This is a genomic window from Streptomyces sp. WAC06614 (assembly GCF_003949795.1).
Lineage (GTDB): Bacteria > Actinomycetota > Actinomycetes > Streptomycetales > Streptomycetaceae > Streptomyces.
The window spans coordinates 1-16,227 of the sequence record NZ_RPRY01000159.1 but is presented as its reverse complement, the minus strand read 5'-3'; the positions used below and the strand labels follow the sequence as shown (position 1 = coordinate 16,227).

The window sequence follows — 16,227 nt, the reverse complement described above, 5'->3', positions numbered from 1 at the left end:
GGGTGGGACTGGAGGGAGAGGACGTCCGTCAGGGCCGTGGCGGCGTGGAAGGAGCCGGTCGCGGTGCGGGAGAGGCGGCTGACGTAGCGGCTGAGGAGGCGGTCGGCCGGGGTCGGGTGTTTGCCCCGGGTCGAGGGGAAGTGGATGTCCTGGCCCACCGCCAGGGTCCAGGCGGCGTCCGCGGGGCGGGCGATGGCGCGCTGGGCGCGCCGGGCCAGGCCGGGGGCCGGGCGGGCGGCGAGGGTGTCGCGCAGGGCCTGCGCGCTCAGGGCGGCCACCGACATGCCTTGGGCGTAGACCGGGTTGAAGGTGGCGACCGAGTCGCCGAGGGCCACCAGGCCCTCGGGCCACCGGCGCAGGCGTTCGTAGTAGTGGCGGCGGTTGGCCGTGCTGTGGGTGACGCTGACCTCGGTGACGGGTTCGGCGTGGGCGAGGAGGTCGGCCAGGACGGGGTGGCGCAGGGTCCGGGCGAAGGGTTCGAAGGCGTCCGCGTCCGCGGTGGGCCGGGCGCCGGGCCCGCCCATCAGGCTGGCGTGCCAGAGGTCGTCCTCGATCGGCAGGATGCCGCCGGCGGAGGCGGGGCGGGCCAGGCGCGGGTCGGCCTGCACCCCGACGACCGGCCAGCCGCGGGTGGGGAACGGGGCCCGGTAGAGGCGGCTGGCGTAGGCCAGGCCGGAGTCGATGCGCTCCTCGGTGAGGCCGGTCACCCCGAGGTCGCCGAGCCACTGGGGCAGGCGGGAGGACCGGCCGGAGGCGTCGACGACGAGGTCGGCGGGGAGCAGGCGTTCCGTGCCGTCGGCGTCGCGCACCCTCAGCCCCGTGACCGTCCGGGCGTCGCCGGTCAGGCCGACCGCCCTGGAGCGCGTACGGACCCGGACCCGGGGGTCGGCGAGCACCGCGCGGCGGACCACGGAGTCGGTCAGGTTCCGGCTGGCGGTGATCACGAAATGGGTGGCGTGCTGCCAGCGGCGGTACCAGCCCTCGGGGGAGTGGATGACCATGTCGGTGGTCACCGGAATGCGGTGGGCGCCCGCCGCTGTCAGACGGTCGAGGGTGCCGGGCAGGAGGGTGTCGATCGCTGTCGCCCCGCCGCCCTGAAGCCAGTGGATGTGCGCCGCCTGGGGGACTCCGGTCCGCGGGAGCGGCCCGTCGGGCAGCTCGTCGGCCTCGACGACCTCGACCGAGTCGACGTGGTCCTTGACGGCGGCCGCCGCGAGCATGCCGGCGATGCTGCCCCCGACGACGACGACGTGCCGGGGGGCCCAGCTCGTGGCTTCTCTCATGACGGGCTGCTTTCTGCTGTCGGCACGGGCGCCGCGTACGCGCGGAGGTCGTGGTCCGTCACCGAGGCGACGGCCCGGGACAGGGGGATCAGGTCGCGCCCGCGCAGCGCCGGGGCCGGCGCGCCGTGCACCGGCTCCAGCCGCTCGGGTCCGGTGCGCTGCCGGTCGCGGGCGACGAGGATCATGAGGGCGTCGGCCCGGGACGCGGCGGCGGCCTCGTCGAGACCGTCCCGCAGTGCTGCGCGGTACGCCGTCCCGCGGACGGCGGGGTCGTAGTACGGGGCGAGCGTGAGGACGGCGTCGTAGAGGGCGGTCTTCCGCCCGGTCAGGAGCACGGTCGGCGGCGTGCGCCACCAGGGCAGGGCGTGGCGGACGGCGCTCGGCGTGGGCACCTGGCTCAGGCTGCGCCACAGCGGCGCCAGCAGCCGGAGCTCGCGCACGGCGCGTACGGTCAGGGCCACGCGCGGTCCCACCAGCGGGACGGCGAAGCCGACGGCGCCGAGGACCGAGGTGGGGGCGGCGAGCAGCGGGGAGACCTGGTCGACCAGGAAGTCCAGGTCGTGGCCCGTCCACCGGGCGACCACCGCGACCAGGCGCATGACGTCGTAGACCACGTTGATCAGGTAGGCGGGGGCGAGGATGCGCAGCCCCGCGCGCAGGGATCCGCGGACCTCCCCGGACCACCGCCAGCACAGCACGCTCGCGGCGACCATGGCCACGGCCTGGGCGACCAGGTAGGTGACGATCATCTCGCGGATGCAGGGGGTGTTGGCGTAGTAGGCGTCGAACAGCGTCCGTTGCTCCACGGGGGCGTCCCCGGCCCAGAAGAGTCCGACGACGGCGGCGATGGCCAGGCTGTAGCCGGTCACGCACAGGCGGGACAGGCGCCGGGTCTGGCCCGGCGGGCCGGGCCGCCAGTTGATGATCAGCAGCAGGCTGGCGCCGGCGAAGGCGGTCATCGTCGCGTAGACCACGGGGGCGGCGAAGTTGGGCGTTCCGGAGATCCGGTTGAGCGCGACGATGGAATCGGGCGCGGCGAAGATCATCAGGCAGGCGCCGACGAAGAGGAGCAGACAGGCCGAGCGGAGCAGCATGTCGTGCCGCCTGCGCAGCAGGGCGGGGATCTTGAGGGCGCAGACCAGCAGGAGCATGGCCCCGCAGAGGTAGAAGCTGAGACTGCTGGTTCCGGACGCCAACGTGCTGCTTCTCCTCGGTGGGCGGGCTGGGGTGCTGGGTGGCTGGGGCGGGTGCCTCGGGCGGGTGCCCCGGCCGCCGGGTGGCCGGGGCGCGACGGGGGTCCGCGCCCGGCCGGGTGGCCGCGGGCTGCGGTCAGGGCCGCGGGAAGCGGTGGGCCATGGAGTGCTGGATGCGGCCGGCCACCTGCCGTGGGTCGGAGGCCCGGCCGGCTCCCCGGAGGGCGGCCTTCACATCGGTCGCGAACCGGATGCCGAAGTGCTCGGCCTCGATCTCCTCACGCGCCTCGTGGGTGTCGGCCCGCGAGGCGAGGTGGATCGCGATGTCGGTGCGTCCCTCGGCGGGAAGTTCGCTGCTGTCGGCCGCGGAGACCTCGGCCACGAACGCCGCCAGCGCCTCCGCCGCCGCGTGCCCGGCGCTACGGGACGCCTCCGCGGTACGCGACGGCCCCGCGCTGCGGGACGCCCCCGCCGAGCGGGACGCCACGGGATCGTGGCCGAGACCGTGGTGACCGTGGCCCTGGAACATGTGCCACGCCTCATGCCCGATGATCACGAGCTGGTGCTCGGGGTCGGTGTTCCCCTCGTAGACGATCAGGTCGTGGCTCGCGCGGTCGACCCAGAGCCCGCTGGCGGTCGACGGCGGGAACGTTGCTTCGCGCAGGCGTACGGGTCGTCCCCTCAACCGCCCGAGGACCTCGCCGATGGACGGGATGAGCTGGTCCTCGGCGGCCTGCGGCGGCAGGTCCCGGACGATCCGGGTGCTGAGCTTGCGCATCGCCCTCGGCCCGGTCCTCATGGCGCCGCCTCCTGCGTCCCGTGCTCTGCCTCGTGCGCGTCGAGTTCCAGCAGGGCGTTCAAGGTGGCGCTGAGCACGTGCCAGCGTTCCTCCGGCAGGTCGCGGGCCCGGCGCAGGGCGATACCGCGGACGTCGCCGTGCCGCGCCAGTACGGCGGCCAGCGGGTCGGGGTCGGACTCCGGCCCGTCCGGGCCGGGCTGGAGCGAGGCGAGGACGGGCAGCAGGGCGCGGTGGAGGGCCTCGTCGGCGGGGACGGTGAAGAAGGCTTCGCCGCCCTCGACCCCGAAGAAGTCCACCAGGCCGTGCAGGAGTTCGACACTGGGCACCTTCTCGCCGCTGCACACCTGGCGGGCCCAGAACGCGGAGACGCCCAACTGCCGGGAGATCCGGTTGGCGAGCTCCGACATGCGCACGCCGGTGCGCGCGAGATAGGCGTCCGCCAGCGTGCTGATACGGGCGCGGACGCGGTCGTTGACCGTGTCGGCCGGCGGTGCGCCGCCGTGGAGGAGCGTACGGACCGTGGCCTCGGGCAGCGCGGTCCTGGCCGCCAGTTCCTTCGGATCCAGCAGGTCCGAACGCCGCATCTTCCGCTCCTGGACGAGTACGTCGAGGCGCTTGAGCGTCTCCGGCAGGGACGGGGTGGGGCCCACCTGGTCACTCCCAAGGCCGCAGGGGATCGGGGCTGTCGTGCGCAGTCAGCGTAGCCCGCAAGCCTTCTCGCCTCAACGATCGCTTGCGGCCATTCTTCGATCGCTGACGCGTCCGGCCCGGGGCCCGGGCGGAGGCCCACCCCCGTGCGGCCTCCTGCCCGGCCTCGGGCGTCCGGGCCAGCACCTCTCGATGGTGACGTACCGCGGCTCGGGAGTCAACGATCAATTCCTCCGGGATAAAGGATCGTTGACCGTGGTGACGCGCTGTCCACGTTCACGCGAGCCGCTCGATCGCCACGAGCGCCGCGTCGTCCACCAGCCGGCCCGACGGCGTGTGGGCCAGCAGGTCCTGGCAGAGGGTGCGCAGGAGGGTGTGGGGGTCCTGGGCGGACCAGGTCCGGATGCGGTCCGGCAGCGGGTAGAAGGTGCCGGCGCGGTCGCGGGCCTCGATCACGCCGTCGGTGTAGAGGAGCACCGTGTCGCCCGGCTCGAACGGGAAGGTCTGGGCCGACAGGCCGGACGGGACGAAGTCCGACAGGCCCAGGGGTGGGGCCGGGTGGTCCACCTGGAGCGGGATCACCCGGCCGTCGCGCAGCAGCAGCGGCGGGGGATGGCCGCAGCTGATGACCTCGAGGGTCATCTCGCCGTCGGGGATGTCCAGGACCGCCGCGGTGGTGAAGCTCTCGCCGACCCGGGCGTGGTCGTCCGAGCCGTCCGGGTCCGGGTCGACGGCGCCCTCCAGGTAGGCGACCAGGCTCGGCAGGTCCGACTCCTGGTGGGCGGCGGCCCGGAACGCGCCGAGGACCAGGGCGGCGTCGCCGACCGCCTCCAGGCCCTTGCCGCGGACGTCGCCGATGATCAGCCGGGTGCCGTGGGCCGTCCGGGCGGCGGCGTAGAGATCGCCGCCGATCTGCGCCTCGGCCTCCGCCGCCAGATAGACCGAGGCGAGGTGGAGCGGGCCCATCCGGTCCCGCAGCGGGCGGAGCACCACCTGTTGCGCGGCCTCGGCCACCGACCGCAGCCGGCTGAGCTGCTCCTCGTGGACCTCGCGCAGATGGGCGAACAGGGTCACGAAGACCGAGACCATGATCAGCGCGGTGAGCTGGAGGGTGTGGTTCAGGTCCGTGAGGGTGGTCCGGCTCGCGGCCACCACGGCCTGGGCGAGGACGGCCACGGCGCCGACCAGGCCCGTGGTCCGGGGGCCGGCGAACGAGGCCGTGATGGCGGGGGCGACCGCGAGGAACGGGCCGAGGTGCACGTAGGGGGGCGCCAGCACGTCGACCACCGTGACCAGGGCGATCAAGCCGAACGGAACCACCAGCAGTGCCTTGCGCGGTTCCCGGCGCCCGTGGTTCATGACTCCTGGATACACCCCGGTTCTGCTTCCCGCGCAGCGGCGACGCGGGCCCGCCCCCGGTCGGGCGACGCCCGCTCAGCGGTCCACCGGCAGGCCCGTCGGCTCCTTGATGCGCTTCATGATGATCTGGGAATTGACCTCCGTGACGCCCGAGAGCGCCGTCAGCTGCTCGATCCACAGCCGTTCGTACGCACGCAGGTCCGCCACCGCGATCCGCAGGAGGCAGCCCGGGCTGCCGAAGAGGCGGTACGCCTCGATCACGTCGGGGATGTCCTGGAGCGCCGCCTCGAACGCCTCCACCGCCTCCCGGTCGCGCCGGACCTCCACCGAGACCAGCACCTCGAAGCCACGGCCCACCGCCTCGGGGTCGATCACCGCGCGGTAGCCCTGGATCACCCCCTCCTCCTCCAGCTGGCGGACCCGGCGCATACAAGGGGAAGGGGTCAGTCCGACGCGGGCGGCGAGCTCCTGGTTGCTCAGCCGGCCGTCCTTCTGGAGCTCACGCAAGATTGCGCGGTCGATCGAATCCATTGCGCAATTATCCCCCACGCATTCGGGGGACCTCAGACCGAAAACGCAATCCTCTTGCGCGTAGATCTTTCTATGATTGCTGGTTGCGTACAGACATTCGATGCGGGAAGTGCGTCGAGCGCATCGAGGACTCGACGTACTCGATGTCCATGATTCAGGGGAAGGGCGGGCCGTGGGACGGATCGTCGTCATCAGCACCGGCGGCACGATAGCCAGCCGCTGGCAGGGTTCAGGTTTCGCCGCCGACGCGGACGGCCGCGAGGTCATGGCCACCGCGCCGCTGCCCGAGGGCGTCACCGTCGAGGTGGTCGACCTCTTCAGCGTCAACAGCCCCCGGCTGACCACCGCCCACCAGCTCACCCTGCTGCGCACCGTCCACGAGGTCCTCGCCGACCCCGGGGTCGACGGGATCGTCGTCACCCACGGCACCGACACCCTGGAGGAGTCGGCCTTCCTCGTCGACCTCCACCACCACGACCCGCGCACGGTCGTCTTCACCGGTGCGCAGCTCCCCATGGGCACCGAGGGCGGCGACGGCCCCGGCAACCTCTACGACGCCCTGCTGACCGCCGCCACCACCCGCGGCCTCGGCGTGCTCGTGGCCTTCGCCGGCCGCGTCCACGCCGCGCGCGGCACCGTCAAGACCCAGACCGTGGCCCACGACGCCTTCGCCGACCCGTCGGGGGAGTGGGTCGGCAAGGTCGGCTTCGGCAAGGTGACCGTGCTGCGGCAGCCGCAGCGGCCGGAGCCGCTCGCGCTGCCCGACCTCCCGCAGGTGCCGCCGCGGGTGGACATGGTCATGCACCACGTGGACGCCGACCCGCTGCTCTTCCGCGCGGCGGTCGAGGCCGGCGCGCGCGGGGTCGTGCTGGTCGCCACCGGGGCCGGCAACGCCACGCCGGAGTTCGTGGAGGCCGTCGCCGAGGCCACCGCGCGCGGTGTGCTGGTCGCGCTCACCACCCGCGTGCCGGCCGGCCCGGTCACCGAGATCTACACCCAGGGCGGGGCCGTCGACCTGGTCGCCGCCGGCGCCGTCCCGACCGGCACCCTCCGCGCCGGACAGGCCCGCGCCGCCGTCCTGGCCGCCCTGCTCGCCTCCGACGACCGCGGTCGGCGCGAGCAGGTCCTGGGGGCGGTGCTCGGCGACACGGCGGCCGAGGCGCCGAGACCGCTGGTCGACGCGTAGACCGGGCGCGCGCCGGGCCCTCGCCGGGCCCTCGCCGGGCCCGCCGCGGGCCGCCGCGGGGAAGTGGCGGAGTACCGGACGGTGTTGACGCCCCCTCGGCATAGGATCGACCCCGGGCAACGGCCCCGGGCGTCGTTCCGAGGCATCGGCCCCGAGGCATCGGCCCGAGCTCAGGGGGGGGCGCGTACATGGATCCGGGGACCGTCGGCATGCGGCTGGCGTCGAGCGTGCTCGGCCCGCTCGTGCGCAAGCTCTTCGTCCTCGGCGAGGGGCCGGGTGCCGGGGTCGTCGACAAGCCGATCCGGATCTCGGGGTACGTCTCCTTCCGGGGCGAGAAGCGCAGCCTGACCCCGGCCGACGTGCGCCGCCTCGCGGGCAGGATCGTCCAGCACGCCCTGCGCACGGCCGGCGAGCGGCCGGTCGCCGCGGACGAGGAGCAGGCGGTCGTGGACGCCCTCGCCGCCACCCTGTGCGCGCTGGGCGAGCTGCGGATCACCGACCTGGACGCGGTCCGGCTCGGCGCGCCGGACTTCGCCCGCGCCCTGCGCCGTGCCGCCGGCCCCGACCCGGCCCGCGAACTCGGCGCCGACGCCGCGTACTTCTACGAGCGGCTGCTCGACGCGGCCTGCCTGCACATCCTGCACTTCTTCACCCAGCGGTCCACGTTCGTCGCGCACACCCTGGTCGAACAGACCCGGGCGACGGCCGAGTTGACCGCCAAGGTGGACGAGCTGATCCGGCGCCGGCCGCTGCCGGGCGCCGAGGACACCGGATTCGAGCAGGAGTACCTGCGGTACGTGACGAAGAAGCACGGCCGGCTGACGATCTACGGGATCGACCTCGACCGATCGCCGTCGCGGTGGCCGCTGGACGTGGCCTACCTCAGCCTGGAGGCGACCTCCGCCGCCACCAGGGAGCGGGGCCCGCTCGCCCTCGCCTTCGACCAGGTGCCGTCCGAAGCGGAACTCCACCACCCCGCCTCGACGTTCGGTGCGCCCCAGGCCCCCCAGCCGGCCGACCAGGTCCTGGCCAGGAACTGCCGGGTCCTGCTGCGCGGCGAGGCCGGTTCGGGCAAGTCCACGCTGGTGCAGTGGCTGGCGGTCAGCGCCGCCGACCAGGACCCCCCGCCCGCGATGGCCCACCTGCGGGACCGGATCCCGTTCGTGCTGCCCCTGCGGACGGTGACCCGCAACGGCGACCGGCTCCCCGCGCCCAAGGACTTCCTGGCCGCCGTGGACTGCCCGCTGGCCGGCTCCCAGCCCACCGGGTGGGAACAGCGCGTCCTCGCGGCCGGCCGCGGCCTGGTGCTGGTCGACGGCATCGACGAGGTCCCCGAGCGCGAACGCGAGCGGACCCGCCGCTGGCTGCGGGACCTCATGGACACCTACGGCGGCGACAACCGCTGGCTGGTCACCTCCCGGCCGTCCGCCGTGGGCGAGCGCTGGCTGGCCGAGGACGGGTTCGGCGAGCTCACCCTGTCCGCCATGGGGACCGCCGAGGTCGCCACGTTCGTCCGGCGCTGGCACGCCGCCGCCCGGCCGGACGCCGAGGACCCGGCCGAGCTCGACGCGTACGAGGAGCAGCTGCTGGCCGCCGTGCGCACCAAGCCGGACCTGGGCCGGCTGGCCACCAACCCGCTGATGTGCGGCCTGATCTGCGCCCTGCACCGCGACCGGCGCGGCTACCTGCCGCACGGCCGCAAGGACCTCTACGAGGCCGGGCTGTCGATGCTGCTCAGCCGCCGGGACCGGGAGCGGGACATCGAGGTCCCCGAGCTCGGCGAGGACGCCCAACTGGACGTGCTGCAACGGCTGGCCTACTGGCTGATCAAGAACGGCCGTACGGAGATGGACCGTTCGAGGGCCGAGGACATCATCGGGCGGGCCCTGCCCGCCGTCCCCGAGCTGGCCGCCCTCGGCGACGCCGCGGCCGTCTTCGACCATTTCCTGCTGCGCAGCGGCCTGCTCCGCGAACCGGCCCCGGACACCGTGCACTTCGTGCACAAGACCTTCCAGGACTTCCTCGGCGCCCGCGCGGTCGTGGAGGAGGGCGACTTCGGACTTCTGGTCGACCGGGCCGGCAACGACCAGTGGGAGGACGTCATCCGCATGGCGGTCGCCCTCGCCAAGCCACGCGAACGCGCCGAGATCCTGCGCGGGCTGATCGCCGCCGGGGACCGGGCCGCAGGATCGGACCGCCGCTCCCGGGCCCGCGTCCATCTGCTGGCCGCCGCGTGCCTGGAGCAGGCGACCGTGCTCGACCCCGCCGTCCGGGAGGCGGTGCAGGAGCGGACGGCCCGCCTCATCCCTCCCACGAACGAGGAGGAGGCGCACGCCCTGGCGCAGGTCGGGCCGCTGGTCCTGGGGTTGCTCCCGGAGCCCGAGGGCTTGCCCGACAGCACCGTGCGCGACCTGGCGATCACCGCCTCGAACGTCACGTCGGACGCTGCCGTCCCGTACCTGGCCCGGCTGGCGGGGCACCCGTCCCTCGCCGTCCGCTCCCAGCTCGTCTGGGCGTGGTCGAGGTTCGACTGCGCCGTCTACGGTCACGAGGTGATCGCCCGGGTGGACCCCGGCGAAGGCCTGCGGTACACCGCCCGGTCCGCCGAGCAGCTGGACCTCCTGAGCCGGCTCGAACCCCGGCCCACTCGGCTGGACGTGCGGGGCGACGTGCCGCCCGAGGCCGTGGCCGCCTACGCCGCCCGGACCGGGCTGGACGAACTCAGGCTGTCCCGCTCGCCGGTCACGGACCTGTCCTTCCTGGCCGGGCAGACCAGCATGTCCGGTCTGGTGCTCAGCGGGTGCACGGCGCTCGCCGACGTGTCCGCGCTCAGCGGCCTTCCGCTCGAAGGCCTGACGATCGCCGCGACGCCGGTCGACGTAGGGAGATTCCGGGTCGCCGCGTTGCCGAAGCTGCGCTTCCTCACGCTCGACCTGCCCCCCGGCGCGCACTGGGACTTCGACGCGCTGCCCGGCAGCCTCGAAGACCTCCAGCTGAGCGGCAGCTTCGCACCTCCCTCGGCCGAGGCCTGGCGCCGCATCGGTGAGCTGCCGGTGCTGATGAACCTGGGCCTGGCGGCGGAATTCTTCGAGAGCGTGCCCGAGGGGGTGGTGCTCCCCTCGGTCTCACGCCTCCGGTGCCGCGACGGCGGATCGTCCGACCTTCAGACCCTCGTCGATCGTGTGCCGCGCGCCTGTCCCCGGGTGCAGATCGTGCACGTGACCACGGACCTGCGCACCGTGGGCGCTGATCTCGACGTCGCACCCCTGGCCGGGCTGCCGCACCTCCAGGCCGTCATCCTGCCGGTGCCGGCGGCCCAGGTCCGCAACGCCGGCACCCTCCCCGAGCGGGTGCGCCTGATCACGCTCTGACCCTCAGGCCCGGCCGCCGTCCCCGAACGCCTCCAGGATGCGGTCCGCCGCCGACGTCGCCGTCAGCCGGCCCTCCCGCACCGCCGCCTCCAGGTCCGGGGCCACCGCCCGGACCCCGGCGTGGGAGTGGAGCCGTTCCAGCAGCTCGTCACGGACCATCGACCAGGTCCACTCCACCTGCTGCGCCGCCCGCTTCGCGGCCAGCCGGCCGGTGCCCGACAGGAGGGCCCGGTGGGCCTCCAGGCGGTCCCAGAGCTCGTCCAGGCCCGTCGACTCCCGGGCGCTGCACGTCAGGACCGGTGGGGTCCAGGCCGCGTCGGCCGGGTGCATCAGGCGCAGGGCGCCCGCCAGTTCGCGGGCCGCCGCCTTCGCGTCGCGTTCGTGCGGGCCGTCGGCCTTGTTGACGGCGAGGACGTCCGCCAGTTCCAGGACGCCCTTCTTGATGCCCTGGAGCTGGTCGCCCGTACGCGCCAGGGACAGCAGCAGGAAGGAGTCCACCATGCCGGCGACCGTGGTCTCCGACTGGCCGACGCCGACCGTCTCCACCAGGACGACGTCGTAACCCGCCGCCTCCATCACGATCATCGACTCGCGGGTCGCCTTGGCCACCCCGCCCAGCGTCCCCGCCGAGGGGGAGGGGCGGACGAAGGCCGCGGGGTCCACCGCGAGCCGTTCCATGCGCGTCTTGTCGCCCAGGATGGAACCGCCCGTACGGGTCGAGGACGGGTCCACGGCCAGGACCGCCACCCGGTGGCCCCGGCCCGTCAGCAGGGTGCCGAAGGCGTCGATGAACGTGGACTTCCCCACGCCCGGCACCCCGCTGATCCCGATCCGCCGGGCCTTGCCCGCGTACGGCAGGAGCTGCGTCAGCAGCCGCTGCGCCAGCGCGCGGTGATCGGCGCGGGTGGACTCGACCAGGGTGATCGCGCGCGCGATCTGCGCGCGCTTCCCGTCGAGGACACCCTTCACGTACGCATCGATGTCGATCTTGGCAGGCATCCCCGGCAGCCGCCTACAGCTCGTGGCCCAGGTCCGCGGCCAGCCGCGTCACCAGGTCGTGGGCCGCGTCGGGGATCACCGTGCCGGGCGGGAAGACGGCGGTCGCCCCCATCTCCAGCAGGGTCGGCACGTCCGCCGGCGGGATGACCCCGCCCACCACGATCATGATGTCCTCGCGCCCCTCCTCCGCGAGCTGCTCGCGCAGCGCCGGGACGAGGGTCAGGTGGCCGGCCGCCAGCGACGACACGCCCACCACGTGGACGTCCGCCTCGACGGCCTGGCGCGCCACCTCCGCCGGGGTCTGGAACAGCGGGCCGACGTCCACGTCGAAGCCCAGGTCGGCGAAGGCCGTGGCGATCACCTTCTGGCCGCGGTCGTGGCCGTCCTGGCCCATCTTGGCGACCAGGATGCGCGGACGACGGCCCTCCGCCTCCTCGAACCGGTCGACCAGGGCGCGCGTGCGCTCCACCGACGGGGACTCCCCTGCCTCGTTGCGGTACACACCGGAGATCGTACGGATCTGGCTGGCGTGCCGGCCGTACACCTTCTCCAGGGCGTCCGAGATCTCACCCACCGTGGCCTTGGCCCGGGCCGCGTCCACCGCCAGGGCCAGCAGGTTGCCGTCCCCGCGGTCGGCCGCGTGCGTCAGGGCGCGCAGCGCGTCCTGGGTGACGGCCTCGTCGCGCTCCTCGCGCAGCCGGCGCAGCTTGGCGATCTGCTGGGCGCGCACCGAGGAGTTGTCGACCTTGAGGACCTCGATCTGCTCGTCGTTCTCGACGCGGTACTTGTTGACGCCGATCACCGGCTGCCGGCCGGAGTCGATCCGGGCCTGGGTACGGGCCGCGGCCTCCTCCACGCGCAGCTTCGGGATGCCCGCGTCGATGGCCTGCGCCATGCCGCCGGCCGCCTCGACCTCCTGGATGTGCTGCCAGGCCCGGCGCGCCAGGTCGTACGTCAGCTTCTCGACGTACGCACTGCCGCCCCACGGGTCGATCGAACGGCAGGTGCCCGACTCCTGCTGGAGCAGCAGCTGGGTGTTGCGGGCGATGCGCGCGGAGAAGTCCGTGGGCAGGGCCAGCGCCTCGTCGAGGGCGTTGGTGTGCAGCGACTGGGTGTGGCCCTGGGTCGCGGCCATCGCCTCGATACAGGTGCGCGTGACGTTGTTGAAGACGTCCTGCGCGGTCAGCGACCAGCCCGAGGTCTGCGAATGGGTGCGCAGCGACAGCGACTTGGTGTTCTTCGGGTCGAACTGCTTGACCAGCTTCGCCCACAGCAGGCGAGCCGCGCGCAGCTTGGCGACCTCCATGAAGAAGTTCATGCCGATCGCCCAGAAGAAGGACAGCCGCGGTGCGAACGCGTCCACGTCCAGACCCGCTTCCTGCCCCGCCCGCAGGTACTCCACACCGTCGGCGAGGGTGTACGCCAGCTCCAGGTCGGCCGTGGCCCCCGCCTCCTGGATGTGGTACCCGGAGATCGAGATGGAGTTGTAGCGCGGCATCTTCTGCGAGGTGAACGCGAAGATGTCGGAGATGATCCGCATCGAAGGCTTGGGCGGATAGATGTAGGTGTTGCGGACCATGAACTCCTTGAGGATGTCGTTCTGGATGGTCCCGGCCAACTTCTCGGGCGGTACGCCCTGCTCCTCCGCCGCCACGATGTACAGCGCGAGGACGGGCAGCACGGCGCCGTTCATCGTCATCGACACCGTCATCCGGTCCAGCGGGATGCCGTCGAAGAGCTGGCGCATGTCGTAGATCGAGTCGATCGCCACGCCCGCCATGCCGACGTCACCGGTCACCCGCGGGTGGTCGCTGTCGTAGCCGCGGTGCGTGGGCAGGTCGAAGGCGACCGACAGGCCCTTCTGGCCGGCCGCGAGGTTGCGCCGGTAGAAGGCGTTGGACTCCTCGGCCGTGGAGAAACCGGCGTACTGCCGGATCGTCCAGGGCTGGTTGACGTACATCGTCGGGTACGGCCCGCGCAGGTACGGGGCCACCCCCGGGTACGTCCCCAGGAAGTCCAGGCCCTCCAGGTCCTGCCCGGTGTACAGCGGCTTGACCCCGATGCCCTCGGGGGTCTCCCACAGCAGGTCCCCGGCGGCGGTGCCGGTGGACTCCTTGACGGCCGCCCGCCACTGGTCCTCGGTCCCGGCGGCCGCGCCGCCGGCGCCGAGCGCCACCTCGGAGAAGTCGGGGATGCTCAACGTGCCACTCCCATCCGGTCGAGTACGGACGTCAGCACGGCCACGGCGTCGCACCCGGCGAAGACGTACTCGTCCACGGCCGGCGCGGCGGTCCCGGGCCGGCCCGCGAGGAACAGCACCTGCGCGCCCGCGGCGCGCAGTGCCGCGGCGACGCCTTCGGCCTGCTCCTCGTACAGCGTGTCGCTGGAGCACAGCACCGCCATGGTCGCCCCGCTGGCGGCGAACGCCTCCCCGGCCGTGGCCGCGTCCACGGACACCGGCTCGTGGACGGGCTCGATGCCGCCGGCCTGGAAGAGGTTCGCGGTGAAGGTGGCGCGGGCGGTGTGCGCGGCGGCGCTGCCGAGCGCCGCCAGGAAGATCTTCGGCCGCGAGCCGGTCGCCGCCAGGTGCGCGTCGGAACGGGCGCGCAGCGCCTCGTACGCCTCGTCGCGCCGCACCCGCGGCAGTCCGCCGGACAGGGGGGCGGGCGCGGGCGCGCGCTCGACCGGCTTCTCGGACAGCAGCGGGAACTCGCTGACCCCGGTGATCGGCTCCCGGCGCGTGGCCAGCTTCGCGCTGCGCGCGGCCCAGGTGGCCGCCAGCCGGTCGGCGACCAGCCCGGAGCGCAGGGTGGCGGGCAGGCCGCCCTCCTTCTCGACCGTCCGGAAGAACTCCCAGGCGGCATGGGCGAGTTCGTCCGTGAGTTGCTCGACGTACCAGGAGCCGCCGGCCGGGTCGATCACCCGGGCCAGGTGCGACTCCTCCAGCAGGATGGTGGAGGTGTTGCGGGCGATCCGGCGGGCGAACGCGTCGGGCAGCCCCAGCTCGTGGTCGAACGGCAGCACGGTCACCGCGTCGGCGCCACCGACCCCGGCGGCCATGCACGCCACGGTGGTGCGCAGCATGTTCACCCACGGGTCGCGACGGGTCATCATCACCGGCGAGGTCACCGCGTGCTGGCGCTGCGCGCCCGCCGCGGGCGCCCCGCAGGCCTCGGCGACCCGGGCCCACAGCCGGCGCGCGGCACGCAGCTTGGCGATGGTGAGGAACTGGTCGGCGGTGGCGGCGTAGCGGAACTCCAGCTGCCCGAGGGCGGCTTCGACGGACAGGCCGTCGTCGCCGTCGGTCAGCGCGCGCAGGTAGGCGACCCCGGTCGCGAGCGCCAGGCCCAGTTCCTGGGCGGCCGAGCCGCCGGCCTCGTGGTACGGCAGGGCGTCGACGGTCAGGGCGCGCAGGTGCGGCCAGCCGTCGGCGGTACACCGGGCCAGGGCGACGGCGGCGTCGAGGTCCAGGGCCCGGCCGGTGCGGGCCTCGTGGCCCAGCGGGTCGGCGCCGAGGCTGCCGTGCGCGGCCGCGGGGGCGATGCCCCGCTCGCCGTACAGCCGCAGCAATTCCGCCGCGGCCTCGGCGAATTCCGCGCCGGCGTCGAGGGCGACGGGTGCCAGGTCCAGGTAGACGCCGTCGAGGGCACGGGCCATCCCGGACACCGGGATGCCGGCCTCGCCGACGGTGAGCCACAGCGAGGTGACGCCGTTCTCCAGGTCACCGAGGGCGGCCTCGTTCACCCGCTCGGCATCGGGCCCGACCAGGCGCTGGCGTACGTCCCAGCCGCCGGCGGCGTTGCCCTCGGCCTTGCCGGCGCGCAGGAAGGGCGCGAACCCGGGGAAGCCGTCGAGCCCGGCGCCACGGCCGTCGGCCGTCCCGGTGGAGGAGGTGTACAGCGGGCGGGTGCGGAGCCCGTCCTCTAGCGCGGTGGACAGGGCGTCCTCAGCGGCTTCGCCGGTTACGTCCTTGCCCGACTTGCGCAGTACGCCTTCAACCAGGCGCTGCCACTGCTCATGCGTCGCGTCAGGGAACTCGGCGGCCAGAGAGAGCCCGTCGTCAGGCAGGACCGTCATGGCTCGAACTTTAGGGGGGCCGCTCACTTGAGACCATAACCCCTGGATGTGATCTCGCCCTCCCAGGACAGACCGCCAGGATCCGGGGAAAACGGGCCTGTCAGGGGGGTGGACGTCCGGAATCGGCCGGGCGTGTCGCCGCGTGGCGAGGGCGTTGCGGCCCTATGAAATCGAGCCAGTCCGTCGGCGGGGCGCCGACCATGAGAAATCGCAGGTCACGGCCGATGCGAGGGCGGTCCGGGGGCTTCCGGGGGGCCTTCGAAGGGGTGTTGACCGGCCAACTCCCCGCTGACACGCTCCGGGACATGACCGCGACCGAGCACACCGCCCCGCGGCTCCACACCCCCGGCGCCCCCACGGCGCCCCAGGGCTGTCCGGGCCGCCCCTGTCCGGCCCTGCCCTGTCACTGAGGCCCGGGCCTCTTCCCCGAGCACCGACCGCCGGCCGCCCGCGACGCGGCCGCCGCCCGTCAGCCACCGGGCCGCGCACCGCGCGGCCGTCGGGTGCCGACCGTCAGCCGTCAGCCGTCAGCCGTCAGCCGTCAGCCGTCAGCCGTCGAGCCGCCTACCCGCGGCCCCGGTCGCCGTCAGCCGTCGGTCCGCCCACCGCGGGCCCTCAGCCGTCGGCCGTCGATCCTCGGCCCCCGGCCGTCAACCCCCGGCCGTCAACCCCCGGCCATCAGCCCTGAGCCCTGAGCCCCGGCCGCAGGCCGGCCGTCCGGCTCTCGCGGTGCCCGCAGCCTCCGCTGCGCGCGCCCCCGTCCCCACCCACCTCCGTACGG

At 73.9% G+C, this 16,227-nt stretch carries 11 protein-coding genes; 2 read left to right on the top strand and 9 right to left on the bottom strand.

Annotation, left to right across the window (positions count from 1 at the left end):
- The 6 genes from EF918_RS21185 to EF918_RS21160 all read right to left on the bottom strand — a co-directional run.
- Positions 1-1,283: NAD(P)/FAD-dependent oxidoreductase (locus tag EF918_RS21185; protein ID WP_125648924.1), on the bottom strand; the 1,283-nt coding region annotated here is incomplete at its 3' end.
- On the bottom strand, positions 1,280-2,479 hold the full coding sequence (locus tag EF918_RS21180; protein ID WP_125648921.1) for an MAB_1171c family putative transporter: 1,200 nt from the start codon (positions 2,477-2,479) through the stop codon (positions 1,280-1,282). The genes EF918_RS21185 and EF918_RS21180, both read right to left, overlap by 4 nt.
- A gap of 133 nt (positions 2,480-2,612) precedes the next feature.
- Positions 2,613-3,275, bottom strand: a complete 663-nt coding sequence (locus tag EF918_RS21175) for a hypothetical protein (protein ID WP_125648918.1) — start codon at positions 3,273-3,275, stop codon at positions 2,613-2,615.
- Positions 3,272-3,925, bottom strand: coding sequence for a hypothetical protein (locus EF918_RS21170; protein ID WP_260610447.1), 654 nt, complete (start codon positions 3,923-3,925; stop codon positions 3,272-3,274). The genes EF918_RS21175 and EF918_RS21170 overlap by 4 nt, the downstream gene beginning before the upstream one ends.
- 274 nt (positions 3,926-4,199) lie before the next feature.
- Positions 4,200-5,282, bottom strand: a complete 1,083-nt coding sequence (locus tag EF918_RS21165; protein ID WP_125648915.1) for a PP2C family protein-serine/threonine phosphatase — start codon at positions 5,280-5,282, stop codon at positions 4,200-4,202.
- 75 nt (positions 5,283-5,357) lie between these two features.
- Positions 5,358-5,813 (bottom strand): Lrp/AsnC family transcriptional regulator, encoded by a 456-nt coding sequence (locus tag EF918_RS21160; protein WP_125648912.1) that lies wholly within the window; start codon positions 5,811-5,813, stop codon positions 5,358-5,360.
- Between the two features lie 172 nt (positions 5,814-5,985).
- Here EF918_RS21160 and EF918_RS21155 point away from each other — a divergent pair, with 172 nt between their 5' ends.
- Together EF918_RS21155 and EF918_RS21150 are read left to right on the top strand one after the other, a co-directional pair.
- Entirely contained in the window at positions 5,986-6,999 is a 1,014-nt protein-coding gene (locus tag EF918_RS21155; protein WP_125648909.1) for an asparaginase, read from the top strand.
- A 188-nt stretch (positions 7,000-7,187) separates the two neighbouring features.
- Entirely contained in the window at positions 7,188-10,370 is a 3,183-nt protein-coding gene (locus tag EF918_RS21150) for an NACHT domain-containing NTPase (protein WP_125648905.1), read from the top strand.
- Positions 10,371-10,373: 3 nt separating this feature from the next.
- Here the strand turns inward: EF918_RS21150 and meaB are convergent, their stop codons facing one another.
- From meaB to EF918_RS21135, 3 genes are read right to left on the bottom strand one after another with little or no spacing between them, the layout of a single operon-like run.
- Positions 10,374-11,369: a methylmalonyl Co-A mutase-associated GTPase MeaB gene (gene meaB, locus EF918_RS21145; RefSeq protein WP_125648902.1), complete on the bottom strand. Its 996-nt coding sequence runs from the start codon at positions 11,367-11,369 to the stop codon at positions 10,374-10,376.
- Between the two features lie 13 nt (positions 11,370-11,382).
- Entirely contained in the window at positions 11,383-13,569 is a 2,187-nt protein-coding gene (scpA, locus tag EF918_RS21140) for a methylmalonyl-CoA mutase (RefSeq protein ID WP_125648899.1), read from the bottom strand.
- Positions 13,566-15,446 (bottom strand): methylmalonyl-CoA mutase family protein, encoded by a 1,881-nt coding sequence (locus EF918_RS21135; protein ID WP_125648896.1) that lies wholly within the window; start codon positions 15,444-15,446, stop codon positions 13,566-13,568. Before EF918_RS21135 ends, scpA begins: the two co-directional genes overlap by 4 nt.
- Positions 15,447-16,227: the final 781 nt, after the last annotated feature.